Origin of the sequence: Thermoactinospora rubra (assembly GCF_002093975.1) — a bacterium.
In the GTDB taxonomy this organism is placed as follows: domain Bacteria; phylum Actinomycetota; class Actinomycetes; order Streptosporangiales; family Streptosporangiaceae; genus Nonomuraea; species Nonomuraea rubra_A.
Map to the genome: position 1 here is coordinate 108,807 of NZ_KZ084325.1, position 20,323 is coordinate 129,129.

General features: G+C 72.6%; 16 protein-coding genes. 3 read left to right on the forward strand and 13 right to left on the reverse strand.

What is annotated here, in order from left to right; genetic code table 11:
* Positions 1 to 81 precede the first annotated feature (81 nt).
* Together BSB02_RS42870 and BSB02_RS03085 are read right to left on the reverse strand one after the other, a co-directional pair.
* A complete protein-coding gene (locus BSB02_RS42870; protein ID WP_084956518.1) occupies positions 82 to 1,662 on the reverse strand; it encodes an ABC transporter permease in 1,581 nt (526 codons plus the stop codon).
* Entirely contained in the window at positions 1,659 to 2,546 is an 888-nt protein-coding gene (locus BSB02_RS03085) for an ABC transporter ATP-binding protein (RefSeq protein ID WP_084956520.1), read from the reverse strand. Before BSB02_RS03085 ends, BSB02_RS42870 begins: the two co-directional genes overlap by 4 nt.
* Positions 2,547 to 2,757: 211 nt before the next feature.
* Between BSB02_RS03085 and BSB02_RS03090 the strand changes: the two genes are divergently transcribed.
* Both BSB02_RS03090 and dapD read left to right on the forward strand, forming a co-directional pair.
* Positions 2,758 to 3,459 (forward strand): GbsR/MarR family transcriptional regulator, encoded by a 702-nt coding sequence (locus BSB02_RS03090; protein ID WP_084956522.1) that lies wholly within the window; start codon positions 2,758 to 2,760, stop codon positions 3,457 to 3,459.
* Positions 3,460 to 3,505: 46 nt separating this feature from the next.
* The gene (gene dapD, locus BSB02_RS03095) at positions 3,506 to 4,468 is read left to right on the forward strand and encodes a 2,3,4,5-tetrahydropyridine-2,6-dicarboxylate N-succinyltransferase (protein WP_084956524.1); all 963 of its coding nucleotides are present in this window, start codon (positions 3,506 to 3,508) and stop codon (positions 4,466 to 4,468) included.
* Positions 4,469 to 4,513: 45 nt separating this feature from the next.
* On the opposite strand, the gene pyk is transcribed toward dapD, so the two are convergent.
* The 5 genes from pyk to gltB form a co-directional block, all read right to left on the reverse strand.
* Positions 4,514 to 5,944, reverse strand: coding sequence for a pyruvate kinase (gene pyk, locus BSB02_RS03100; RefSeq protein WP_084956526.1), 1,431 nt, complete (start codon positions 5,942 to 5,944; stop codon positions 4,514 to 4,516).
* 35 nt (positions 5,945 to 5,979) lie between these two features.
* Complete coding sequence (locus BSB02_RS03105) at positions 5,980 to 6,330, reverse strand: DUF2784 domain-containing protein (protein WP_084956528.1); 351 nt, start codon at positions 6,328 to 6,330, stop codon at positions 5,980 to 5,982.
* A complete protein-coding gene (locus BSB02_RS03110; RefSeq protein WP_084956530.1) occupies positions 6,327 to 7,919 on the reverse strand; it encodes a S8 family peptidase in 1,593 nt (530 codons plus the stop codon). The genes BSB02_RS03105 and BSB02_RS03110 overlap by 4 nt, the downstream gene beginning before the upstream one ends.
* A 189-nt stretch (positions 7,920 to 8,108) precedes the next feature.
* A complete protein-coding gene (locus BSB02_RS03115) occupies positions 8,109 to 9,560 on the reverse strand; it encodes a glutamate synthase subunit beta (RefSeq protein WP_084956532.1) in 1,452 nt (483 codons plus the stop codon).
* A gap of 65 nt (positions 9,561 to 9,625) precedes the next feature.
* Positions 9,626 to 14,116 carry a glutamate synthase large subunit gene (gltB, locus tag BSB02_RS03120; protein WP_084956534.1) on the reverse strand — a complete coding sequence of 1,497 codons (4,491 nt, stop codon included), beginning with the start codon at positions 14,114 to 14,116 and terminating at the stop codon, positions 9,626 to 9,628.
* A 175-nt stretch (positions 14,117 to 14,291) separates the two neighbouring features.
* Here gltB and BSB02_RS42875 point away from each other — a divergent pair, with 175 nt between their 5' ends.
* Complete coding sequence (locus BSB02_RS42875) at positions 14,292 to 15,848, forward strand: bis-aminopropyl spermidine synthase family protein (protein WP_276206308.1); 1,557 nt, start codon at positions 14,292 to 14,294, stop codon at positions 15,846 to 15,848.
* Here the strand turns inward: BSB02_RS42875 and BSB02_RS03130 are convergent.
* The 6 genes from BSB02_RS03130 to BSB02_RS03155 are packed head-to-tail and all read right to left on the reverse strand — an operon-like array spanning position 15,845 to position 20,282.
* The gene (locus BSB02_RS03130) at positions 15,845 to 16,432 is read right to left on the reverse strand and encodes a hypothetical protein (protein WP_084956536.1); all 588 of its coding nucleotides are present in this window, start codon (positions 16,430 to 16,432) and stop codon (positions 15,845 to 15,847) included. The genes BSB02_RS42875 and BSB02_RS03130 overlap by 4 nt on opposite strands.
* Positions 16,432 to 17,283: a hypothetical protein gene (locus BSB02_RS03135; RefSeq protein ID WP_084956538.1), complete on the reverse strand. Its 852-nt coding sequence runs from the start codon at positions 17,281 to 17,283 to the stop codon at positions 16,432 to 16,434. The genes BSB02_RS03130 and BSB02_RS03135 overlap by 1 nt, the downstream gene beginning before the upstream one ends.
* A complete protein-coding gene (locus BSB02_RS03140; RefSeq protein ID WP_084956539.1) occupies positions 17,280 to 17,984 on the reverse strand; it encodes a VIT1/CCC1 transporter family protein in 705 nt (234 codons plus the stop codon). The genes BSB02_RS03135 and BSB02_RS03140 overlap by 4 nt, the downstream gene beginning before the upstream one ends.
* The gene (gene lgt / locus BSB02_RS03145; RefSeq protein ID WP_084956541.1) at positions 17,981 to 18,991 is read right to left on the reverse strand and encodes a prolipoprotein diacylglyceryl transferase; all 1,011 of its coding nucleotides are present in this window, start codon (positions 18,989 to 18,991) and stop codon (positions 17,981 to 17,983) included. Before lgt ends, BSB02_RS03140 begins: the two co-directional genes overlap by 4 nt.
* A 26-nt stretch (positions 18,992 to 19,017) precedes the next feature.
* Complete coding sequence (locus BSB02_RS03150; protein WP_084956544.1) at positions 19,018 to 19,770, reverse strand: DsbA family protein; 753 nt, start codon at positions 19,768 to 19,770, stop codon at positions 19,018 to 19,020.
* Positions 19,770 to 20,282, reverse strand: a complete 513-nt coding sequence (locus BSB02_RS03155) for a MauE/DoxX family redox-associated membrane protein (protein WP_240506142.1) — start codon at positions 20,280 to 20,282, stop codon at positions 19,770 to 19,772. Before BSB02_RS03155 ends, BSB02_RS03150 begins: the two co-directional genes overlap by 1 nt.
* Positions 20,283 to 20,323: the final 41 nt, after the last annotated feature.

Consider the following 20,323-nt stretch of genomic DNA (forward strand, 5'->3'; position numbering starts at 1 on the left):
GGGCCGAGACGGCGGGGCCGGGTGGCTGCTCCTGCAGCGCGGGAGGTCCACGCCGCAGGAGCCGCCGCAGGAGCCTGGTCGTCAGGTGACGGGGATGTCGCGGCGGCGCAGGCCGTACAGGCCGGTGGCGGTCAGGACGGCGGCGAGGGCCGTGAGCCACAGCAGCGGGGCGGTGGTGACGGGTGCGGCGGGCACCTTGGGCAGGTGGGTGAACGGGGAGATGTCCATGACGCGCTCGTCCAGCTGGGCGAGGGCGCCGACCAGGTTGATCACCAGGCACAGGGCGAGTACGCCCCAGGCCGCGGCGGCCAGCCGGGGTAGCAGGCCGGTCAGGGCGACGGTGACGGCGGCCAGTACCCAGGCGGCGGGTAGCTGGACCAGTGCGGCGCCGGTGACGCGGCCGAGTTGGTGGGCGAGGTCGCCGGTGGTGAGCCCGTGGGCCAGTCCTGTGGCCGCGCCGCCGGTGGTGAGGACGGCGGCGGTGCCGAGGAGGGAGAAGGCCAGGTGGCCGGCGGCCCAGCGGGTGCGGCTGACGGAGGCGGTGAGGACGGGTTCGGCTCGCAGGCCGGTTTCCTCGGCGCGTAGGCGGAGGGTGGCCTGGACGGCGTAGCCGGCGGCGGCCAGGCCGAGGAGGGTGGCCATGCTGGCGAAGTAGGCGTCGGCGATGGCGTCGGTGCCGCCGATGCGGGCCATCATGTCGTGGAGTTGCTGGTTGTCGCCGGTGAGCCGGCTCATGCCGTCGGCGATGCCGCCGAGGACGGCGCCGATCGCGGCGAAGCCGGCGATCCAGGCGGTGAGGAGGGCTCGGTGCAGCCGCCAGGCGAGGGCCAGGGGGCTGCGCAGGGTGGGGGCGGCGGTGGCGGGGCCGAGGCGGTCGGGTAGCAGGCCGGCGCCGACGTCGCGCCGTGCGGACAGGTGGACGGCGAGGGCGGTGAGGGCTGCGGTGAGGGCGGCGGCCAGGGTGATGGTCCACCATCGGTTGTCGGCGTAGGGGCGGGTCATGGTGATCCAGCCGAGGGGTGAGGCCCAGGTCAGGGCTTCGGTGCCGAGTTCGCCGGCGACTCGTAGCAGGTAGGCGGCGCCGAGGGCGGCGATGGCGATGCCTCTGGCGGTGCCGGCGCTTTGGGTGAGTTGTGCGGCGACGCCGCCGACGGCGGCGAAGATCCATCCGGTGGCCGCGAACTGGGCGCCGAGGGCGAGGGAGCCGGTGGCGGGCAGGTTCTGGCCGATCATGACGAGGGTGGTGAGCGCGCCGCAGGCGGTGGTGGTGGTGATGGCGGCGAGCAGGGCGGCGGCCAGTCCGGCGTGCCGGCCGACGACGGTGGCGCCGATGAGCTCGCGTCTGCCTGCTTCCTCTTCGGTTCTGGTGTGGCGGATGACGGTGAGGATGGTGAGGAGGGCGATGATGACGGGGATGAATCCGGCGCGCCAGGCGGTCAGTTCGCCCAGGCCGGAGCCGTAGACGGGGCCGTAGAGGGCGGTCAGGCCGCCCATGGCGGCGCTGGCGTCGGCGTAGGACTGGCGGGCCGCGGCGGTGGGGTAGAGCTCGTTGATGGAGGCGGCGTATCCGGCGGGCAGCAGGGCGAGGGGGATGATCCACAGGGGTGCGAGGAGGCGGTCTCTGCGCAGGATGAGGAGCAGGAGTTTGAGGGCGCCGGTCATCGGGTGGCCTCGTAGTGGCGCAGGAACAGCTGTTCGAGGGTGGGTGGCTGGCTGATGAGGTTGCGCACGCCCGCTTCGCCGAGGTGGCGCAGGACGGGGGCGAGCTGGTCGGCGTCGACGTCGAAGCGGACTTTGCCGTTGTGGGCGTGCAGGTCGTGGACGCCTTTGAGGGTGGCCAGGCCGTCGATGGGGCCGGTGAGCTCGGCTTCGATGCTGGTTCTGGACAGGTGTCGCAGTTCGGTGAGGGTGCCGGTCTCGACGGTGCGGCCGGCGCGGATGATCGTGACCCTGTCGCAGAGGGCTTCGACTTCCGACAGGATGTGGCTGGACAGCAGGACGGTGCGGCCGCGGTCGCGTTCTTCCTGGATGACCTGGCGGAAGACCTCTTCCATGAGGGGGTCGAGGCCGGAGGTGGGTTCGTCGAGGATCAGCAGGTCGACGTCGGAGGCGAGGGCTGCGACGAGGGCGACTTTCTGCCGGTTGCCTTTGGAGTAGGTGCGGCCTTTCTTGCGGGGGTCGAGGTCGAAGCGGGTGAGCAGGTCGTCGCGGCGGCGGGGGTCGAGGCCGCCGCGCAGGCGGCCGAGCAGGTCGATGACCTCTCCGCCGGACAGGTTGGGCCACAGGGTGACGTCGCCGGGGACGTAGGCGAGGCGGCGGTGCAGGTCGGTGGCGTCGCGCCAGGGGTCGCCGCCGAGCAGGCGTGCGGTGCCGGAGTCGGCCTTGAGCAGGCCGAGGAGGATCCGGATCGTGGTGGTCTTGCCGGCGCCGTTGGGGCCGAGAAAGCCGTGGACCTCGCCGGTGTGGACGGTGAGGTCGAGCCCGTTGAGCGCCTGGGTGCGCCCGAAGGCTTTGGTGAGAGCGTCAGCGCGGATGGCTTCGCTCATGTCGCATGCTCCTTCAGCCGCGGGGCGGGGTTGCCCGCGGCGGGCCGTGAGTTTCTTCGTCAAGAAAGCTACGTTGCGTTTCGTGGGTCGGCAATAGATCACGGCGTATGGAAAACGTAGTTGCAACAGCTTTGACGGTGAATGCATCGCGGGGTGTTGCAATGAGCTGACGGTGGACGCACACTGGTGACGGGGCGGAAGGAGCGGTGGCATGCCGGGAGGGCGGCTCACCTTCGAGGAGCGCGGGTTGATCGCCGAGGGGTTGCGTGAGGGGCTGGGCTATGCCGAGATCGCCCGGCGGTTGCAACGGCCGACGTCGACCGTCAGCCGGGAGGTGGGGCGCAACGGCGGGCGGTCGGCGTACCGGCCGGAGCAGGCGCAGCGCGCCTCCCGGGAGCGTGCCCGGCGGGCCGGGCCGGTGGCGTCCCGGCGGTCTCCCGGGGGCGGCCCCGGCAGGGACGAGGCGGTGCGGGATTTCGAGCGGCGGTTCGCCGAGATGATGATCGAGACGGGTGCGACGTCGATGATGGCGCGGGTCCTGGTGTCGCTCCTGTTGAGCGAGGCGCGTGGGCTGACCGCCGCCGACCTGGTCGGAAGGTTGGGCGTGAGCCCGGCGTCGGTGTCGAAGATGGTGCGCTACCTGGAGCAGCTGGGCATGCTGCGGCGCGAGCGCCTGCCCGGGGAGCGGCGCGAGCGGTACGTCATCGACGAGGACATGTGGGCGCGCATGTGGCGGGCGCGGGCCGAGGCGGTCGGCCTGTGGGTGGGTCTGTGCCAGGAGGGCGTGGAGGTCGTGGGCTCCGGCACGTCCGCGGGGCGGCGGCTGGCGCTGGCCGCCGAGTTCTTCGACGCGGTACGGCGCAGCATGCTGCAGGCGTGCGAGGAGTGGGTGCGCCTGCACCCGGGCCGTTAGCGGGTCGCCGGGAGGGCGCGGCCGGCGGGCCGGTATTTTGGGCCGCGTGAGTGCTATCGATCCTTCCGCCACCGGCGCGTACGGCGTCGGCCTGGCCACCGTCGCCTCCGACGGCACCGTCCTGGACACCTGGTTCCCGAGCCCCGAGCTGGGCGAGCCGCCGGCCGCCGGCACGCGGCGCCTGCCCGCGGAGGAGGCGGGCGAGCTGGCCTCGCTCGTCGGCCCGGATCCGGCGCGCGGGGTCGAGGTGGTGGCCGTGCGCACCGGCATCGCCAAGCTGTCGGAGGCCCCGGTGGACGCGCACGACGCCTACCTGCGGCTGCATCTGCTGTCGGCCCGGCTGGTCCGCCCGCACGGGCTCAACCTGGAGGGCATCTTCGGCGTGCTGGCCAACGTGGTGTGGACCAATCACGGGCCGTGTGCGGTGGAGGGTTTCGAGCGGACCCGCGTGCGGCTGCGCGCCCGCGGCCCGGTGACGGTCTACGGAGTGGACAAGTTCCCGCGCATGGTCGACTACGTGGTGCCTTCGGGGGTGCGCATCGCCGACGCCGACCGGGTACGGCTGGGCGCCCACCTGGCGGCGGGGACCACGGTGATGCATGAGGGGTTCGTGAACTTCAACGCCGGGACGCTGGGGGCGTCCATGGTGGAGGGGCGGATCTCGGCGGGCGTCGTCGTGGGCGACGGTTCCGACGTCGGCGGCGGGGCGTCGATCATGGGCACGCTGTCGGGCGGCGGCAAGGAGGTCATCTCGGTGGGCGAGCGCTGCCTGCTGGGCGCCAACTCCGGGATCGGCATCTCGCTGGGCGACGACTGCGTGGTGGAGGCGGGCCTGTATGTCACGGCGGGGACGAAGGTCGCCCTGCCGGACGGGCGCGTGGTGAAGGGCAGGGAGCTGTCGGGCGTGAGCGGGCTGCTGCTGCGGCGCAACTCGCAGACCGGGGCGGTGGAGGCGGTGCCGCGCCGGGGTCAGGGCGTCGAGCTCAACGCGGCCCTGCACGCCAACTGAGCCGCGCCACGGGGCCCGGGGCCGCGAGCCCCGGGCCTGTGGCCGTCAGTTGGGGTGGGAGACGGCCGCGCCGATCGTGTGGACCCGCAGCGCGTTGGTGGAGCCGGGGGTGCCGGGGGGCGAGCCGGCGACGATGACGACCTTGTCGCCCTTCTCCAGCCGGCCCTGCGCCAGCAGGGACGCCTCGACCTGGCGCACCATGTCGTCGGTGTGGTGGACGAAGGGCACCTCGAAGGTCTCCACGCCCCAGGTCAGCGACAGCTGGCCGCGCACGTGGGGGGCGGAGGTGAAGGCCAGCAGCGGGATGGGCGAGCGGTAGCGGGCCAGCCGCCGCGCGGTCTCGCCGGACATGGTGAACGCGCACAGCGCCTTGGCGCCGACGATGGCGCCCACCTCGGCGGCGGCCCGCGCGATCGCGCCGCCGACGGTCTCGGGCATGCGCTCCAGCGTGTGGGTGGCCCGCAGCGACACCTTCTCCGAGGCGCGGGCGATGCGGTCCATGGTGGCGACGGCCTCGACGGGATAGTTGCCGACCGAGGTCTCCCCCGACAGCATGACCGCGTCGGCGCCGTCCATGACCGCGTTGGCCACGTCGCTGGCCTCGGCGCGGGTGGGCCGCGGGCTGTGCATCATCGAGTCGAGCATCTGGGTGGCGACGATGACGGGGCGGGCCTTCTCGCGGCACAGCTCGATGGCCCGCTTCTGGACGATCGGCACCTCTTCGAGGGGCAGCTCGACGCCCAGGTCGCCGCGGGCGACCATGATGCCGTCGAACGCCTCGACGATCTCGGGGAGCCGGTGCACCGCCTGCGGCTTTTCGATCTTGGCGAGGAGCGGGAGCCGTACGGCCTCCTGCTCCATGATGTTGCGCACCACGTCGGCGTCGGAGGGGCGGCGCACGAACGACAGCGCGATCATGTCGAAGCCGGTGCGCAGCGCCCAGCGCAGGTCGGCCTCGTCCTTGTCGGTCAGGGCGGGGGCGCTGACGTTGACGCCGGGCAGGTTGAGGCCCTTGTTGTCGGAGATCATGCCGCCGATGACGACGCGGGTGGTGACGCGGGGGCCGTCGACGCGGGTGACCTCCAGCACGAGGCGGCCGTCGTCGACGAGGATGGTGTCGCCCGGGCGCACGTCGCCCGGCAGGCCCTTGTAGGTGGTGGAGACCTGTTCGCGGTCGCCCGGCACGTCCTCGGTGGTGATGGTGAAGACGTCGCCGAAGCCCAGCCGTACGGGGCCGTCCTCGAAGGTGCCGACGCGGATCTTGGGGCCCTGCAGGTCGGCCAGGACGCCCACGCCCCTGCCGAGCTCGGCGGCCGCCTCCCTGACCCGGTCGTAGACCTCTTTGTGGACCTCGTGGGTGCCGTGGCTGAGGTTGAAGCGGGCTACGTCCATCCCCGCGGAGATCAGCTCGCGAAGCCGCTCGGGCGAGGAGGTGGCGGGGCCGAGGGTGCAGACGATTTTCGCGCGACGAGTCACAGCTCCTACCTTAATTGGTACAGACCACTCGGCCATCACCGTCTGCGCAGAACGTAGCCGGTCCAGGAGGTGAACACGAGGGCCGCGACGGCCCATCGGACCAGGTTGGTGTGTTCTTCCGGGTAGATGACGCCCTCGATGTAGTGGTCGATGAATCCCGTCGGCGGCAGCCCGGCCTGCCCGGCGCCCCGCCGTCCCCAGTCCTCCACGACCGTCAGCGGGCACTCGATCCCGGTCAGCACCGACAGCAGGCCCCAGGCGGCCACGGCCGCGTGGAGCCAGATGGTGCGCGGCCACCGCCAGGCCAGGAACCCGCCCACCGCCATGTAGACGAGGAAGACGAAGTGCACGACCATCGCCGTCTCGCCGATGAGGCGGTACATCATAGTTTGACGGTAGCCGCCTTGAAGGCGTCGACGATGCCCCTGCCGTAGAAACCGTTGTGTTTCCTGTCGCCCCGGCACTCGCTCGAGGAGGGGCAGCCCTTGGGGGTGGCCGTGGCGTACAGCAGCCGCTCGACCTCGGCGGGCGCCAGGTGCAGGCCGCCGGGCCCGGGCTTGCCGAAGCGGCTGATGAGGATGGCGGCCACGCCGGCGGCGTGCGGCGCGGCCATGGAGGTGCCCTCCATGTACTGGTAGTAGGCGCAGGTGCCGCCGCGGCAGTCGCGGACGATCTGGCTGGTGGCGGGCTCGCCGGAGGGGCGGATCTTCCGCTTCCGGCGCAGCACGTCCTCGGGCGCGGCGGCCAGGATGGCCCCGCCCACGGCCATGCCCTCGCCGTCGGTGACGTCGCCGCCGGGCGCGGCCAGGTCGGTCTGCTCCAGGCCGTAGTTGGAGTAGCCGGCCAGGCTACCGGAGGGGCCGACGGCCGCGACGGAGACGACGCCCTTGGACTCGGCCGGGACGTTGAGGCAGGAGTTGTCGAGCTTGCGGCTCTTGGCGGCGACGCCGCGCGGGTAGTTGGGGCTGACGTGGTCGGTCACGGGGTGGCCGAGGTCCAGGCTGTCGTTGCCGAGGGCGGTGATGAGCGTGACGCCCTTGCTCCTGGCGTAGTCGATGGCCCGTTGCATGCCGGTGATGACCGCCCGTTGCTCCTGCCGCTCGCGGGGGTTGTCGGCCGGGTTGTCGGCGCAGTTGAACATCCACGGGTCGACGTAGTAGCTCATGTTCACCACGTCCACGCCGATGTCGGCGGCGTAGGTGAGGGCCTGGAGGCTGGGCTTGAGGAAGAACAGGCCGGAGTCCTGGCCGGCGCGCAGGTTGACGATCTGCACGCCGGGGGCGACGCCCGCGATGCCCAAGCCGTTGACCGGGGCGGCGATGGTGCTGGCGACGTGGGTGCCGTGGCCGTCGTCGTCCACGTCGGCGGGGTCCTTGCAGCCCTTGTGCTCGCACGGGCCGTCGACGACCTGACCGCGGGGGTCCTTGGGGATGTCGGTGACGAAGTTGCGCGACAGCTCGCGGTTGAAGTTGGGCGCGATGTCGGGGTGGTCGCCGTCCACGCCGGTGTCGATGACGCCGACGAGGACCTGCTTGGTGCCGGGGGCCAGCGCGTGGGCGCGGTCGGCGCCGATCATCCGCATGTCCCACTGCCGGTGGGCCAGCGGCTCGCCCGAGGCGCCGGGCTTGGCGTCGCCGGGCTTGCCGGCCAGGGTGGCGGCGTCGGGCAGGGCGTCGAGCGTGCGGGCCGAGGCGTAGCCGATCGGGCGGTCGGAGGACACGCCCGCGATCGCCGGGCTGGCGCCGAGCGCCTCGGCGAAGCCGTCCCGGCGGCCGGCGGCCACGATGTAGCCGAGCTTGGGCTCGGTCGCGACGGCGGTGCCGCCCGCGGCCCGCACGGCCTTCAGGGCGTCGGCGCGTGCTCCGGCGGCGTAGAAGACGAGGTACTCGGCCGCCGCCGGGGGCGTGGCGGGCGCGCACGACAGGAGGGCGGCGCCGACGGCCATCGCTGCGAGTCCCCGGCCCAGCCGTCCCATTGATCCCCCTTCGCGGTGACGCCCTTAGGCCGGGCATCTTCCCCCGCTATGGGGATAAAAGCAAACAAGCGCCGAGATTTCGGCACATATCAGCTTTTGGTACGGCGGGGCCGTGGACGCCCCGCCCCACGCGAAGCGGCCGGCGCCCCGGGGCGGGACACCGGCCGCTCGCGCCCGCGTTCGGCGTGCTCAGACCAGCGGCCTGGCCGTCGGCAGGATGGGGTACGGCAGAGCCGTCTCCCCGGTTAGGTAGCGGTCCACGCCGGAGGCGGCGGCCCGCCCCTCGGCGATCGCCCAGACGATGAGCGACTGGCCGCGCCCCATGTCGCCCGCGGTGAAGACGCCCTCGACGTTGGTCATGTACGTCTTGTCGCGGGCGACGTTGCCACGCGCGTCGTATTCGACGCCGAGGTCGGTCAGCAGCGGGCCCTTCTCCGGCCCGAGGAAGCCCATGGCCAGGGTGACGAGCTCGGCCGGGATCTCGCGCTCGGTGCCGGGGATCGGGCGGAAGCCGGTCTCCGGGCCTTCGACGTCGACCACGCGCAGTGCCCGGACATGTCCGGACTCGTCGCCGACGAACTCGAGGGTGGACACGGCGTAGACGCGCTGCCCGCCCTGCTTCTCCAGCTCCTCGTGCGCGGACTCGACCTTGAACAGGGTCGGGTACGTCGGCCAGGGCTGGTGGCCGGGCCGCGTCCGCGGCGGCTTCGGCATGATCTCCAGCTGGGTGACCGAGGCCGCGCCCTGCCGGATGGCCGTGCCGATGCAGTCGGCACCGGTGTCGCCGCCGCCGATCACCACCACGTGCTTGCCGCGGGCGTTGATCGGCGAGTCGGACAGGTCGCGGTTGGCCGGCGGCAGGTACTCCATCGCCTGGTAGACGCCCTTGAGCGAGCGCCCGGCGATGGGCAGGTCGCGCCAGGCCGTGGCGCCGCCCGCCAGCACGATCGCGTCGAACTCCGCCCGCAGCCGGGCCGCGGTGACGTCGACGCCGACGTTGACGCCGGTGCGGAACTCGGTGCCCTCGGCCCGCATCTGCTCCAGCCGCCGGTCCAGGTGGCGCTTTTCCATCTTGAACTCGGGGATGCCGTAGCGCAGCAGCCCGCCGACCTTGTCGGCCCGCTCGAAGACGACCACGTCGTGCCCCGCGCGGGTGAGCTGCTGGGCGGCGGCCAGGCCGGCCGGGCCCGAGCCGACGACGGCGACCTTCTTGCCGGTCTTCTTCGCCGGGATCTGCGGGGTGACCCAGCCCTCGGCGAAGGCCCGGTCGATGATCTCGACCTCGACCCGCTTGATCGCCACCGGGTCGGAGTTGATGCCGAGCACGCACGCCGCCTCGCACGGAGCCGGGCAGAGCCTGCCGGTGAACTCCGGGAAGTTGTTGGTGGCGTGCAGCCGCTCGATCGCCTCCCGCCAGTCGTCGCGGTAGACCAGGTCGTTCCACTCGGGGATGAGGTTGCCCAGCGGGCAGCCGTTGTGGCAGAACGGGATGCCGCAGTCCATGCAGCGGGCGGCCTGCTTGGTCAGCTTCTCCTGGGAGAAGCCCTCGTAGACCTCGCGCCAGTCCTGGATGCGGACCTCGACGGGGCGGCGCGCCGGCAGCTCCCGCTCGTGCGTGAGGAAACCCTTCGGGTCGGCCATCGGTTACGCCTCCCTCTCGATCGTCTCGGTGATGTACGGCACGGCGGTGATGTCAGGCATGGCGCTCACCCCTGCACCGCGGCCGCCATCACGGCCTCGTCGACGTCGCGGCCCTCCAGGCGGGCGGCCTCGGCGGCCCGCAGCACCCGCTTGTAGTCCGTCGGCATGATCTTGGCGAACCGGGCCAGCGCCGCGTCCCAGTCGGCCAGCAGCTCCTTGGCGGCCGGCGAGCCGGTCTCGGCGAAGTGCTTCTCGACGGTCTCGCGCAGGAACTCGGCGTCGTCCTCGGTCAGCGCCTCGATGGCGACCATCTCGCGGTTGACCCGCTCGGGCACCAGGTCCAGCACGTAAGCGATGCCGCCGCTCATGCCGGCCGCGAAGTTGCGCCCGGTCGGGCCCAGGACGACGGCGCGGCCGCCGGTCATGTACTCGCAGCCGTGGTCGCCCACGCCCTCCACCACCGCGGTGGCGCCGGAGTTGCGCACGCAGAACCGCTCGCCGACCACGCCGCGGATGAACACCTCGCCGGAGGTGGCGCCGTACAGGGCGACGTTGCCGGCGATGATGTGCCCGTCCAGCGGGGCCGACTCGTGCGGCCGGACCACGATCCGCCCGCCCGACAGGCCCTTGCCGACGTAGTCGTTGGCGTCGCCGGTCAGGCGCAGCGTGATGCCGCGCGGCACGAAGGCGCCGAAGGAGTTGCCGGCCGAGCCGGTGAAGCCGATGTCGATGGTGTTGTCGGGCAGGCCGGCTCCGCCGTACCGCCTGGTCACCTCGTAGCCGAGCATCGTGCCGACCGTGCGGTTGACGTTGCGGATGGGCAGCTCCAGCGTGACGGGCGTGCCGTCGCTCAGCGCGCCCTCGGCCAGCTGGATGAGCGTGTTGTCCAGGGCGTGCTCCAGCCCGTGGTCCTGCTCGACGACCTTGCGCAGCGGCGTGCCCGCCGGCAGCGACGGCTGGTGCAGGATCGGCGACAGGTCCAGGCCGCCGGCCTTCCAGTGGTTCTCGGCGGCGGTCACGTCCAGCAGCTCGGCGTGGCCGATCGCCTCGTCCAGGGAGCGGAAGCCCAGCTCGGCCAGGTACTCGCGGATCTCCTCGGCGATGAACTCGAAGAAGTTGACCACGAACTCGGGCTTGCCGGTGAAGCGCTTGCGCAGCTCGGGGTTCTGGGTGGCGACGCCGACCGGGCAGGTGTCCAGGTGGCACACGCGCATCATCACGCAGCCGGACACCACCAGCGGGGCGGTGGCGAAGCCGTACTCCTCGGCGCCCAGCAGCGCCGCGATGATCACGTCGCGGCCGGTCTTGAGCTGGCCGTCGACCTGGACGACGATGCGGTCGCGCAGGCCGTTGAGCAGCAGCGTCTGCTGGGTCTCGGCCAGGCCGAGCTCCCAGGGCGCGCCGGCGTGCTTGAGCGAGGTCAGCGGCGAGGCGCCGGTGCCGCCGTCGTGGCCGGAGATGAGCACGACGTCGGCGTGGGCCTTGGACACGCCCGCCGCGACCGTGCCGACCCCGACCTCGGCGACCAGCTTGACGTGCACCCTGGCCCGGGGGTTGGAGTTCTTCAGGTCGTGGATGAGCTGCGCCAGGTCCTCGATGGAGTAGATGTCGTGGTGCGGCGGCGGCGAGATCAGGCCCACGCCCGGTGTGGAGTGCCGGGTCTTGGCGACCCACGGGTAGACCTTGTGGCCGGGCAGCTGGCCGCCCTCGCCGGGCTTGGCGCCCTGGGCCATCTTGATCTGCAGGTCGTCGGCGTTGACCAGGTACTCGGAGGTGACGCCGAACCGGCCGGAGGCGACCTGCTTGATCGCCGAGCGGCGCTCGGGGTCGTACAGGCGCTCGGGGTCCTCGCCGCCCTCGCCGGTGTTGGACTTGCCGCCCAGCCGGTTCATGGCGATGGCCAGGGTCTCGTGCGCCTCGGCCGAGATCGAGCCGTAGGACATCGCGCCGGTGGAGAACCGCTTGACGATCTCGCTGACCGGCTCGACCTCCTCGATCGGCACCGGGGGCCGCACGCCCGTCTTGAGCTTGAACAGCCCGCGCAGCGTCATGAGCCTCTCGGACTGGGAGTCCACCAGGCTGGTGTACTCCTTGAAGATCTCATAACGGCGGCTGCGGGTGGCGTGCTGCAGCTTGAAGACCGTCTCGGGGTTGAACAGGTGCGGCTCGCCCTCGCGGCGCCACTGGTACTCGCCGCCGACCTCCAGCCGGCGGTGCGGGTTCTCCACCCGCGGGTAGGCCTTGCGGTGCCGCTCGGCCGACTCGCGGGCCAGCTCCTCGAAGCCGACGCCGCCCAGGCGCGAGGTGGTGCCGGCGAAGCAGGTGTCGATGACCTCCTCGCCCAGGCCCAGCGCCTCGAAGATCTGCGCGCCGGTGTAGGAGGCGACCGTCGACACACCCATCTTGGACATGATCTTGATGACGCCCTTGCCGTACGCCTTGATCAGGTTGCGCACGCCCTTGGGGCCGAAGCCCATGTCCTCGATGGTCTCGATGGCCAGGTAGGGGTTGACCGCGCCGGCGCCGTAGCCGATGAGCAGCGCCATGTGGTGGCACTCGCGCGCCTCGCCGGTCTCGATGACCAGGCCCACGCGGGTGCGGGTCTTCTCGCGGATGAGGTGGTGGTGCACCGCGCCGGTCAGCATCAGCGACGGGATCGGCGCCAGCGCCTCGCTCGAGCCGCGGTCGGACAGCACGAGGATGCGCGCACCGTTCCTGATGGCCTGCGAGGCCTCGGCGCAGATCTCCTCCAGGCGCCTGCGCAGCGCCGCGCCGCCGCCCGCGACCTCGTACAGGCCGCTGATCACGTGCGGGTGGAAGCCCGGCAGGTCGCCCTCGTCGTTGATGTGGATGATCTTGGCGAGCTCGTCGTTGTCGATCACCGGGTACGGCAGGACGAGCTGGCGGCAGGAGGCGGGGCCGGGGTCCAGCAGGTTGCCCTCGGGGCCCAGCACGCTGGCCAGGCTGGTGACCAGCTCCTCGCGGATGGCGTCCAGCGGCGGGTTGGTGACCTGGGCGAACAGCTGGCTGAAGTAGTCGAACAGCAGCCGCGGCTTCTCGCTCAGCACCGCCACGGGCGTGTCGGTGCCCATCGAGCCGATCGGCTCCTGCCCGGTCTTGGCCATCGGCGCGAGGATGATGCGCAGCTCCTCCTCGGTGTAGCCGAAGGTCTGCTGCCGCTTGATCAGCGCCTCGTGCGTGGGGATCTCGCGCTGGCGCGCCGGCAGCTCCTCGAAGCGGACCAGGCCGGCGTGCAGCCAGTCCTCGTACGGCTGGGCCGCCGCGAGCTCGGCCTTGATCTCGTCATCCTCGATGATCTTGCCGCGCTCGGTGTCGATGAGGAACATCTTGCCCGGCTGCAGGCGGCCCTTGCGCACGACCTTCTCCGGCGCGATGTCGAGCACGCCCGCCTCGGAGGCCAGCACGACCAGGCCGTCCTCGGTCACCCAGAAGCGGCCGGGGCGCAGGCCGTTGCGGTCGAGCACGGCGCCGGCGAGCGTGCCGTCGGTGAAGGTGATCGAGGCCGGGCCGTCCCAGGCCTCCATCATCGAGGCGTGGAACTCGTAGAACGCGCGCCGCTTGGGATCCATCTCGGTGTGGTTCTCCCACGCCTCGGGGATCATCATCAGCACGGCGTGCGGCAGCGACCGGCCGCCCAGGTGCAGCAGTTCCAGCACCTCGTCGAAGCTGGCGGTGTCGCTGGCGTCGGGGTCGCAGATCGGGAACAGCCGCGCGAAGTCGCCCGGGATCAGGTCGGAGGCCAGCATGGCCTCGCGGGCGCGCATCCAGTTGCGGTTGCCCTTGACCGTGTTGATCTCGCCGTTGTGGGCGATGTACCGGTAGGGGTGCGCCAGCGGCCAGCTGGGGAAGGTGTTGGTGGAAAAGCGCGAGTGCACCAGCGCGATCGCCGTCTCGAACCGCTCGTCGCCCAGGTCGGGGAAGAACGGCTCCAGCTGCGTGGTGGTCAGCATGCCCTTGTAGACGAGCGTGCGCGACGACAGCGAGGGGAAGTACACATCCGCCTCGTGCTCGGCCCGCTTGCGCAGGCAGAACGCCAGCCGGTCCAGCTCCAGGCCGCTCTCGCCGCCCGGGCTGGTCACGAACAGCTGGGCGAAGTGCGGCATGACGGCGCGGGCGCTCGGGCCGGGCAGCTCCCGGTCGACCGGGACCTCGCGCCAGCCCAGGACGGTCAGGCCCTCCTCGGCCGCGATCTCCTCGATCATGCCCACCGCCGTGCGGCGCGCCTCCTCGTCCACCGGGAGGAACGCCATGCCGACCGCGTAATGGCCGGGCTCGGGCAACGGGAAGTCGACCTGCGCGCGGAGGAAGGCGTCGGGCACCTGCGTCAGGATGCCGGCACCGTCTCCGGTGTCCGGCTCGCTACCCTTGGCCCCCCGATGGTCGAGATTGCACAGGGCCGTCAACGCCTTGACCACGATGTCGTGACCGCGGCGCCCGGCCACATCGGCCACCATGGCGACACCGCAGGCGTCGTGCTCGTTGGCGGGGTGGTAAAGGCCCTGGGGCTCGGGGAACCCATGGCGGGCAGCAGGCATGAAAACCCTCCCGTCGTCTTCGTCTGTCTCAACTGCTTCAGCCAGGCGAGGGACGACGTTGGCCCTGCTGCTCTGTGGTTGTGCGATAGAGGTTACCAGCACCTTGTCGCAATGGTGCCCACCACGTCCACATCGCGAACATTCATCCCCCGGCAACCTCCCGTAGGGTGACCGCATGGATCGTGGGGGGCTGGAGAAGCTGCTGGAGGAGCTCGGGCCGGACAGCAGGCGGCTGCGGCACGCCCTCATGCTGCTGTGCGAGGGCCGCTGGTGGAGCCTGGCCGACCTGGTCAGGCACGCCGCCACCTCCCGGCGGGCCCTGGAGGCGCTGCTGCGCGAGGTGGAGCTGGAACGGTGGGGCGACCGCTTCCGCGTCCCGCCCGCCTGCGCGCCCGGCTACCGGGACCTGCTCCCGCTCACCCCACCGCCCGCCGACCCCGTCGAGCACCTGCTCCCCCGCCACGGCGAGGTCCTGGCGCGGCTGGAGGAGCTCGTGGCGAAGGCGCCGCGCGCCCGCAGGCAGCTCGACCACGTGGCGGCCACGCCGGAGACCGTGCTGCGGCGGGCGCTGCTGCTGGGGGCGCGGTTCTGGCTGCCGGGGAGCCGGCTGCTGTGCGTGGGCGACCACGACCTGACCTCGCTGGCGGTCAAGCTCGTCCATCCCGAGGTCGACGTCACCGTGGTCGACGTCGACGACCGGATCCTGGCCTACCTGGACGAGCAGGACCTCGGCGTGCGGACGCGGTGGGCGGACCTGCGGCTGGGGCTGCCGCCGTCGGCGCGCGGGCACGACCTGGCCTTCACCGACCCGCCGTACACGCCGGAGGGCGTCGGGCTGTTCGTGGCCAGGGCCGTGGAGGGGATCGCCGACGAGGGGCGGGTGCTGCTGGCGTACGGCGCGAGCGAGCGCACCCCCATGCTGGCGCTGAAGGTGCAAAGCAGCCTGTCGGACCTCAACCTCGCTTATGAGGCGATCTATCCCGACTTCAACCGCTATTTCGGGGCGGAGGCCATCGGGTCGGCCGCCGACCTCTACGTCCTGCGCCCCACCTCCAAGACCCGCCCGGCCGTGGCGGCCCGCGTCGAGACGTACGGCACGGCCATCTACACCCACGGGCCGCAGTCGGTCGAGGCGGCGGCCACGGGGCCTGTCGCGGTGCCCGCGGAGTTCGGCGAGGCGGCCTGGGACGTGCTGGTGGGCGAGTGGCCCAGGCAGCTCGGCGCGCCCCGCGTCAAGCCGGCCACCTGGCTGGCCAGGCCGTACCAGGGCAGGCAGGAGCGCGTGGCCGTCGCCCTGCCGCCGGGGATGGAGGCGGCCCTCCCGCGGGTGCTGCTGGCCGCGGGCGCGGAGCACGTGCGGGTGTGGCTGGCCGAGCCGCCGCGGGAGCTGGAGCGGCTGCGGCGGGCGCTGTCGCCGGTCTTCCGGCTGGAGGCCAGGGGGTCCGTCGTGGACGCGTTCCGCAAGCCGGGGCCCGCGTCCGATCCGGCGGAGGAGGTCGCGCGCCGCATCCTGGCCCGCGGGCACGGGAAGATGGCCAACGCCTGGCGGGAGGGGATCATCGCGGCGTCCGGGGAGCGGCGGCTCACCAAGAACGAGGCGCGCGCCGTCCTGCGCGAGGTGGCGCCGTGGGTGGCGGACCTGACACCGGTGGAGGCGCCGCTGCACCGGCTGGAGGAGCTGCCCGCGGCCGTGCGGGCGTCCCTGCGGACCGGCCGCGCGGGGCCGGGCTAGAGAGCGGCGACCACGCGGGCCTGGATGGCCTTGGCGGCCAGCCCGTCGAGGTGGACGTGCGGGTCGGACAGGTCGGGCGAGCCGGAGACCGGGCCGATCCAGCTGACGGTGACGTAGTGGCCCAGCGCGCGGACCTGGGCGCGGCTGCGGGCGGCGTCGAACGGCGCCGCCTGGCGGACGAAGCCGTCCCGGCCCAGCGCCGCCACCAGCGCGTCGGCGGCGCGGCCGTCGGGCATGTTGAACACCACGAACTGCCCGGCCACCGGGCCGCCGCCGTAGACGGCGCGCAGCGCCTGCGTGCAGCCCGGGGCGCTCACGCCGTCGAGCACCTCGGCGCAGTCGGCGAACTCGGCGGTCTCCCCTCTGACCAGCGAGCCGACCCGGGCCTGGCCGAAGACCTCGGCCACGGTCAGCGGCCGGGGATCGGCGGCACGGGTGTCGATCGGGGAGTACATCGCCGAGGTGGGCTCCCCGGCGAAGGCGGCGGGACGGGGCGGGCCGGACCGGCCGAACGCCAGCCAGGCGACACCGGCCGCCACTGCGACCGCGGCGAGCAGCAGGGCGACGACCAGGCGGCGGGACATCAGCCCGTCGGCCCCGCGACGGCCACGACCCGGCGGTAGAGGGGCTTCTCCAGCGTGCGCAGGGCCAGCGCGAGCGAGACGAAGTCGTCCTTGGGCCCGGGCTCGGCCCCGTCGGCCCTGGCCACCCACACCAGGCCGACGTAGTGGCCCATGGCGTACGCGCTGGCCTGGGTGTAGCCGCGCTGGGGCATGGCCGCCTCCCCGGCGGGCAGCGGCCGCACCCAGCCGTCCCGGTACAGCGTCTTCAGCGCGGTCACCAGCCCGTCGGCGGCGCGGACGTCGCGCAGGTTGAGCAGGGTGTACTGGGCCACGTAGCGGCGGCTGGCGCTGACGTACAGGCCGCGGGCGACCTGGGTGCAGCCCGCCTTGGCCACCTCCTCGACCAGGTGCCGGCCCCACAGCGCGGCCGCGCAGTCGGCCTCCACGGCCTTGCCGGCCAGCTTGAGCGTCACCTTCTTGTCGACCGTCAGCGTCTTGGCGCCGAACAGCTCCCCAGCGGTGAGCGGCCGGGAGTCCTTGCCGCGCTCGGCGATGGGCGCGAACTCCTTGGGCGAGGTCCAGCCCTGGAAGTCCGAGGGCCAGTCCTGGGACGGCGCGGCCTGCGCGGACAGGGTGGCGGGCTCGGGCCGGGCGCCGCCCAGCGAGGCGATCAGCGCCACGCCGGTCGCGGCGGCGGCCAGCACGCCGACGACCGAGGCGATGATCACCAGCAGGCGCTGCTGCTCGGGCCGCAGGCCCCAGTCGGTGAGCAGGGGGAACTGCCAGTCGGACTTGGGAGCGCGGCGGCGCCGGCGCGTGACGCCGGGGGGCTTGCCGGGCGCGACGGTCCGTCCGGCCTTGGCGGCCCTCACAGCGCCGTCGTCCCGATCAGGCTGCCCAGCCCGAAGGTGAGCCCGGCGGCCAGCACGCCGACGAGGAGCTGGCGCAGCCCCGAGTACCACCAGCTGCGCGCCGTCACCGCCGACACCAGGGCGCCGGCGCCGAACAGCGCCAGGCACGAGACCACGGCCGACACCCACAGGCTGCGCACCCCCAGCAGGTACGGCAGGAGCGGCAGCAGCGCCCCCGCGGCGAAGGACAGGAACGACGAGACGGCGGCCAGGCGGGGCGAGGGCAGGTCGGAGGGGACCACGCCCAGCTCCGCCTGCGCGTGGACCTCCAGCGCCTGCTCGGGGTTGCGGGACAGCTGCCGGGCCACCTCGGCGGCCAGCGCCGGCTCCACGCCCTTGTCCACGTAGGACTGGGCGAGCTCGGCCTGCTCGGCCTCGGGGTGGCGCTCGATCTCGCGCCGCTCCACCGCCAGCTCGGCCAGCGCGAGCTCACGCTGGCTGGCGACCGAGACGTACTCGCCCCCGGCCATGGAGAAGGCTCCTGCGGCCAGGCCCGCGATGCCGGCCAGGACGATGACCCTGGTGTCGCCGGTGCCGCCCGCCACGCCCGCGATGAGCGCGAAGTTCGACACCAGGCCGTCCATCGCCCCGAACACCGAGGGCCGCAGCCAGCCGCCGGTGACGTCGCGGTGCTGGTGGTGGATCTCCGCGCGACTGCTCATCGCGCGTTCCTCTCCTCCTCCACGGCCTCGTCCCCGGCCTTGGCCGTGTCCGCCCCGTCGTCCGTGGCGTCGTCCGCGTCAGCCTTGTCGGTCGTGGCGGACTTATCCGCCGTGTCACCCGTGTCGGCCTTATCCGTCGTGTCGCCCGTGTCGTCCCGCGGCTCGTCCGCCGTGGCCTCGGGGTCGACGATCTCCGGCGTGGTCTTGCCCCGGGCCCTGAAGAAGTACACGAGCGCGCCGACGAACAGCAGCAGCGCGGTGTACTGGTTGAGCCGCAGCCCGAGGAACGTCACCGCGTGGTCGACGCCGCCCACCGGGTCGATGCGCAGCCCCTCGATCCAGAACCGCCCGAGGGTGTAGCCGGCGACGTAGAGGGCGAAGAGCCTGGCGTGGCGCAGCTCGAACCTCTTGCCCGCCCACAGCAGCAGCAGGCCGAGGGCGACGTTCCACAGCGACTCGTACAGGAACGTCGGGTGGTAGAGCACCCCCGGCTCGCCGCCGTGCGCGGTGTCGATCTCCAGGCCCCACGGCAGCGTGGTCGGCGAGCCGTACAGCTCCTGGTTGAACCAGTTGCCCCAGCGGCCGATGGCCTGGGCGAAGGCGATGCCGGGGGCGACGGTGTCGGCCACGGCGCTCAGCGAGATGCCCCGTTTGCGGCACGACAGCCACACGCCGAACGCGCCGAGCGCGATCGCCCCCCAGATGCCCAGCCCGCCTTCCCAGATGAACAGCGCCTCGTAGGGCTCCTTCTGGGCCCGGCTGCCGAAGTAGATCTGCCAGTCGGTGATCACGTGGTAGAGCCGGCCGCCGATCAGGCCCCAGATCACGGCGGGGACCGCGATGTCGACGATCGTGCCGGGCCGGCCGCCGCGGGCACGCCAGCGGCGCTCCCCCAGCCACACGGCCACGACGACGCCGAGCACGATGCAGATCGCGTAGGCCCGCAGCGGGATCGGGCCCAGGTACCAGACTCCCTGGGAGGGGCTGGGAATCGAGACTAGGGGCATGTCAGCTGAGAGTAGCGGACCCGGGGCTACTTGGCGGCATCCTCGACGGCCTGGCGCAGGCCCACGGGGCTGAGCTGCTCGCCCTCCAGGGCCTGCCCGTCGAGCTTGACGGTGGGCGTGCCCTCGATGGCGGCCTCCTTCATGGTCTTGCCGGAGTAGGCCAGGTGCGCCTGGGCGTGCTGCTGGGAGGTGACGCACTGCTCGAAGCCGGGCGCGGTCACGCCGGCCTCCTTACCCCAGGCGACCAGGTCGGCCATCTGGAAGCCCACGTCGCCCTCGCGCGGCTGCTCCTGGAAGAGCTTGTCGTGCAGGCGCATCCACGGCTCCCCGCCGGGCACGCAGCGCAGGGCGGCGGCGGCCCGCACGGAGTTGCTCTTGAGCGGCTCCTGACCGAAGATCGTGATCGGGTGGTAGACGACCTTGGCCTTGCCCTCGAAGGCGAGGTTCTTCAGCGTAGGCCCGCTGAGCTCCTCGAACTGCTGGCAGCCGGGGCACTGGAAGTCCTCGTAGACGTCGATGACGGGCTTGGCCACGCCCTGCTTGGCCATCGCCACCGAGCCGTCGGGCTGGACGGTGATGGGCGCCAGCGGGCCGGCCGCGGGCTGCTCGGACCGGCTCTGGCTGTAGGTGTAGAACCAGCCGCCGCCGATGGCGGCCAGGGCCACGACGCCCACGGCCGCGTAGGTCAGCATCCTGCGGCGCTTCTCGGCGGCCCGCGCGGCCTGCTGCTGCTCCTTGATGCGCTCGCGCACCGACTTCTCGCGCCCGGCCTTGCCCATCACCCTTCTCCTTCCGAACCACCCGAACCACCCGTCAGGCCGAGCGCCCCGTCCAGCGCCAGGCGTCCCGGCGCGAAGCGCACGGTCCACGCGGCGCACAGCGCCAGGCCGAAGTCGCGCAGGATGTCGACCAGATAGGTCGGCTCCTGCCCGGCCGCCAGCTGGCCGCCGCCGCCGAAGCAGCCGCAGTCGATCCTGAGGCCGTTGGCCCACGCCCAGGCGATGCCGAAGACGAAGGCCGCCATGAGCAGCCCGCCGATCACTCCGGCCACCCTGGTCAGCAGGCCCAGCACCAGCAGCACGCCCACAACGATCTCCACGACCGGCAGGGCGTGCCCGACCATGGTGGCCGCCGAGTCGGGCAGCAGCTGGTAGGCCTTGACCGCCGTCACGGACTGGATCTGGTCGCGGAACTTGGGCACGCCCGCGACGATCAGCACGATGCCCAGGACCAGCCGGGCGGCGGTTGTCACCCAGGGTATCGCTCCCGCGACGTTACGCGACCATTCCACCGCGTGCACTCCTTGGAGGTTTCAGTTGGCCGGAGGGATGC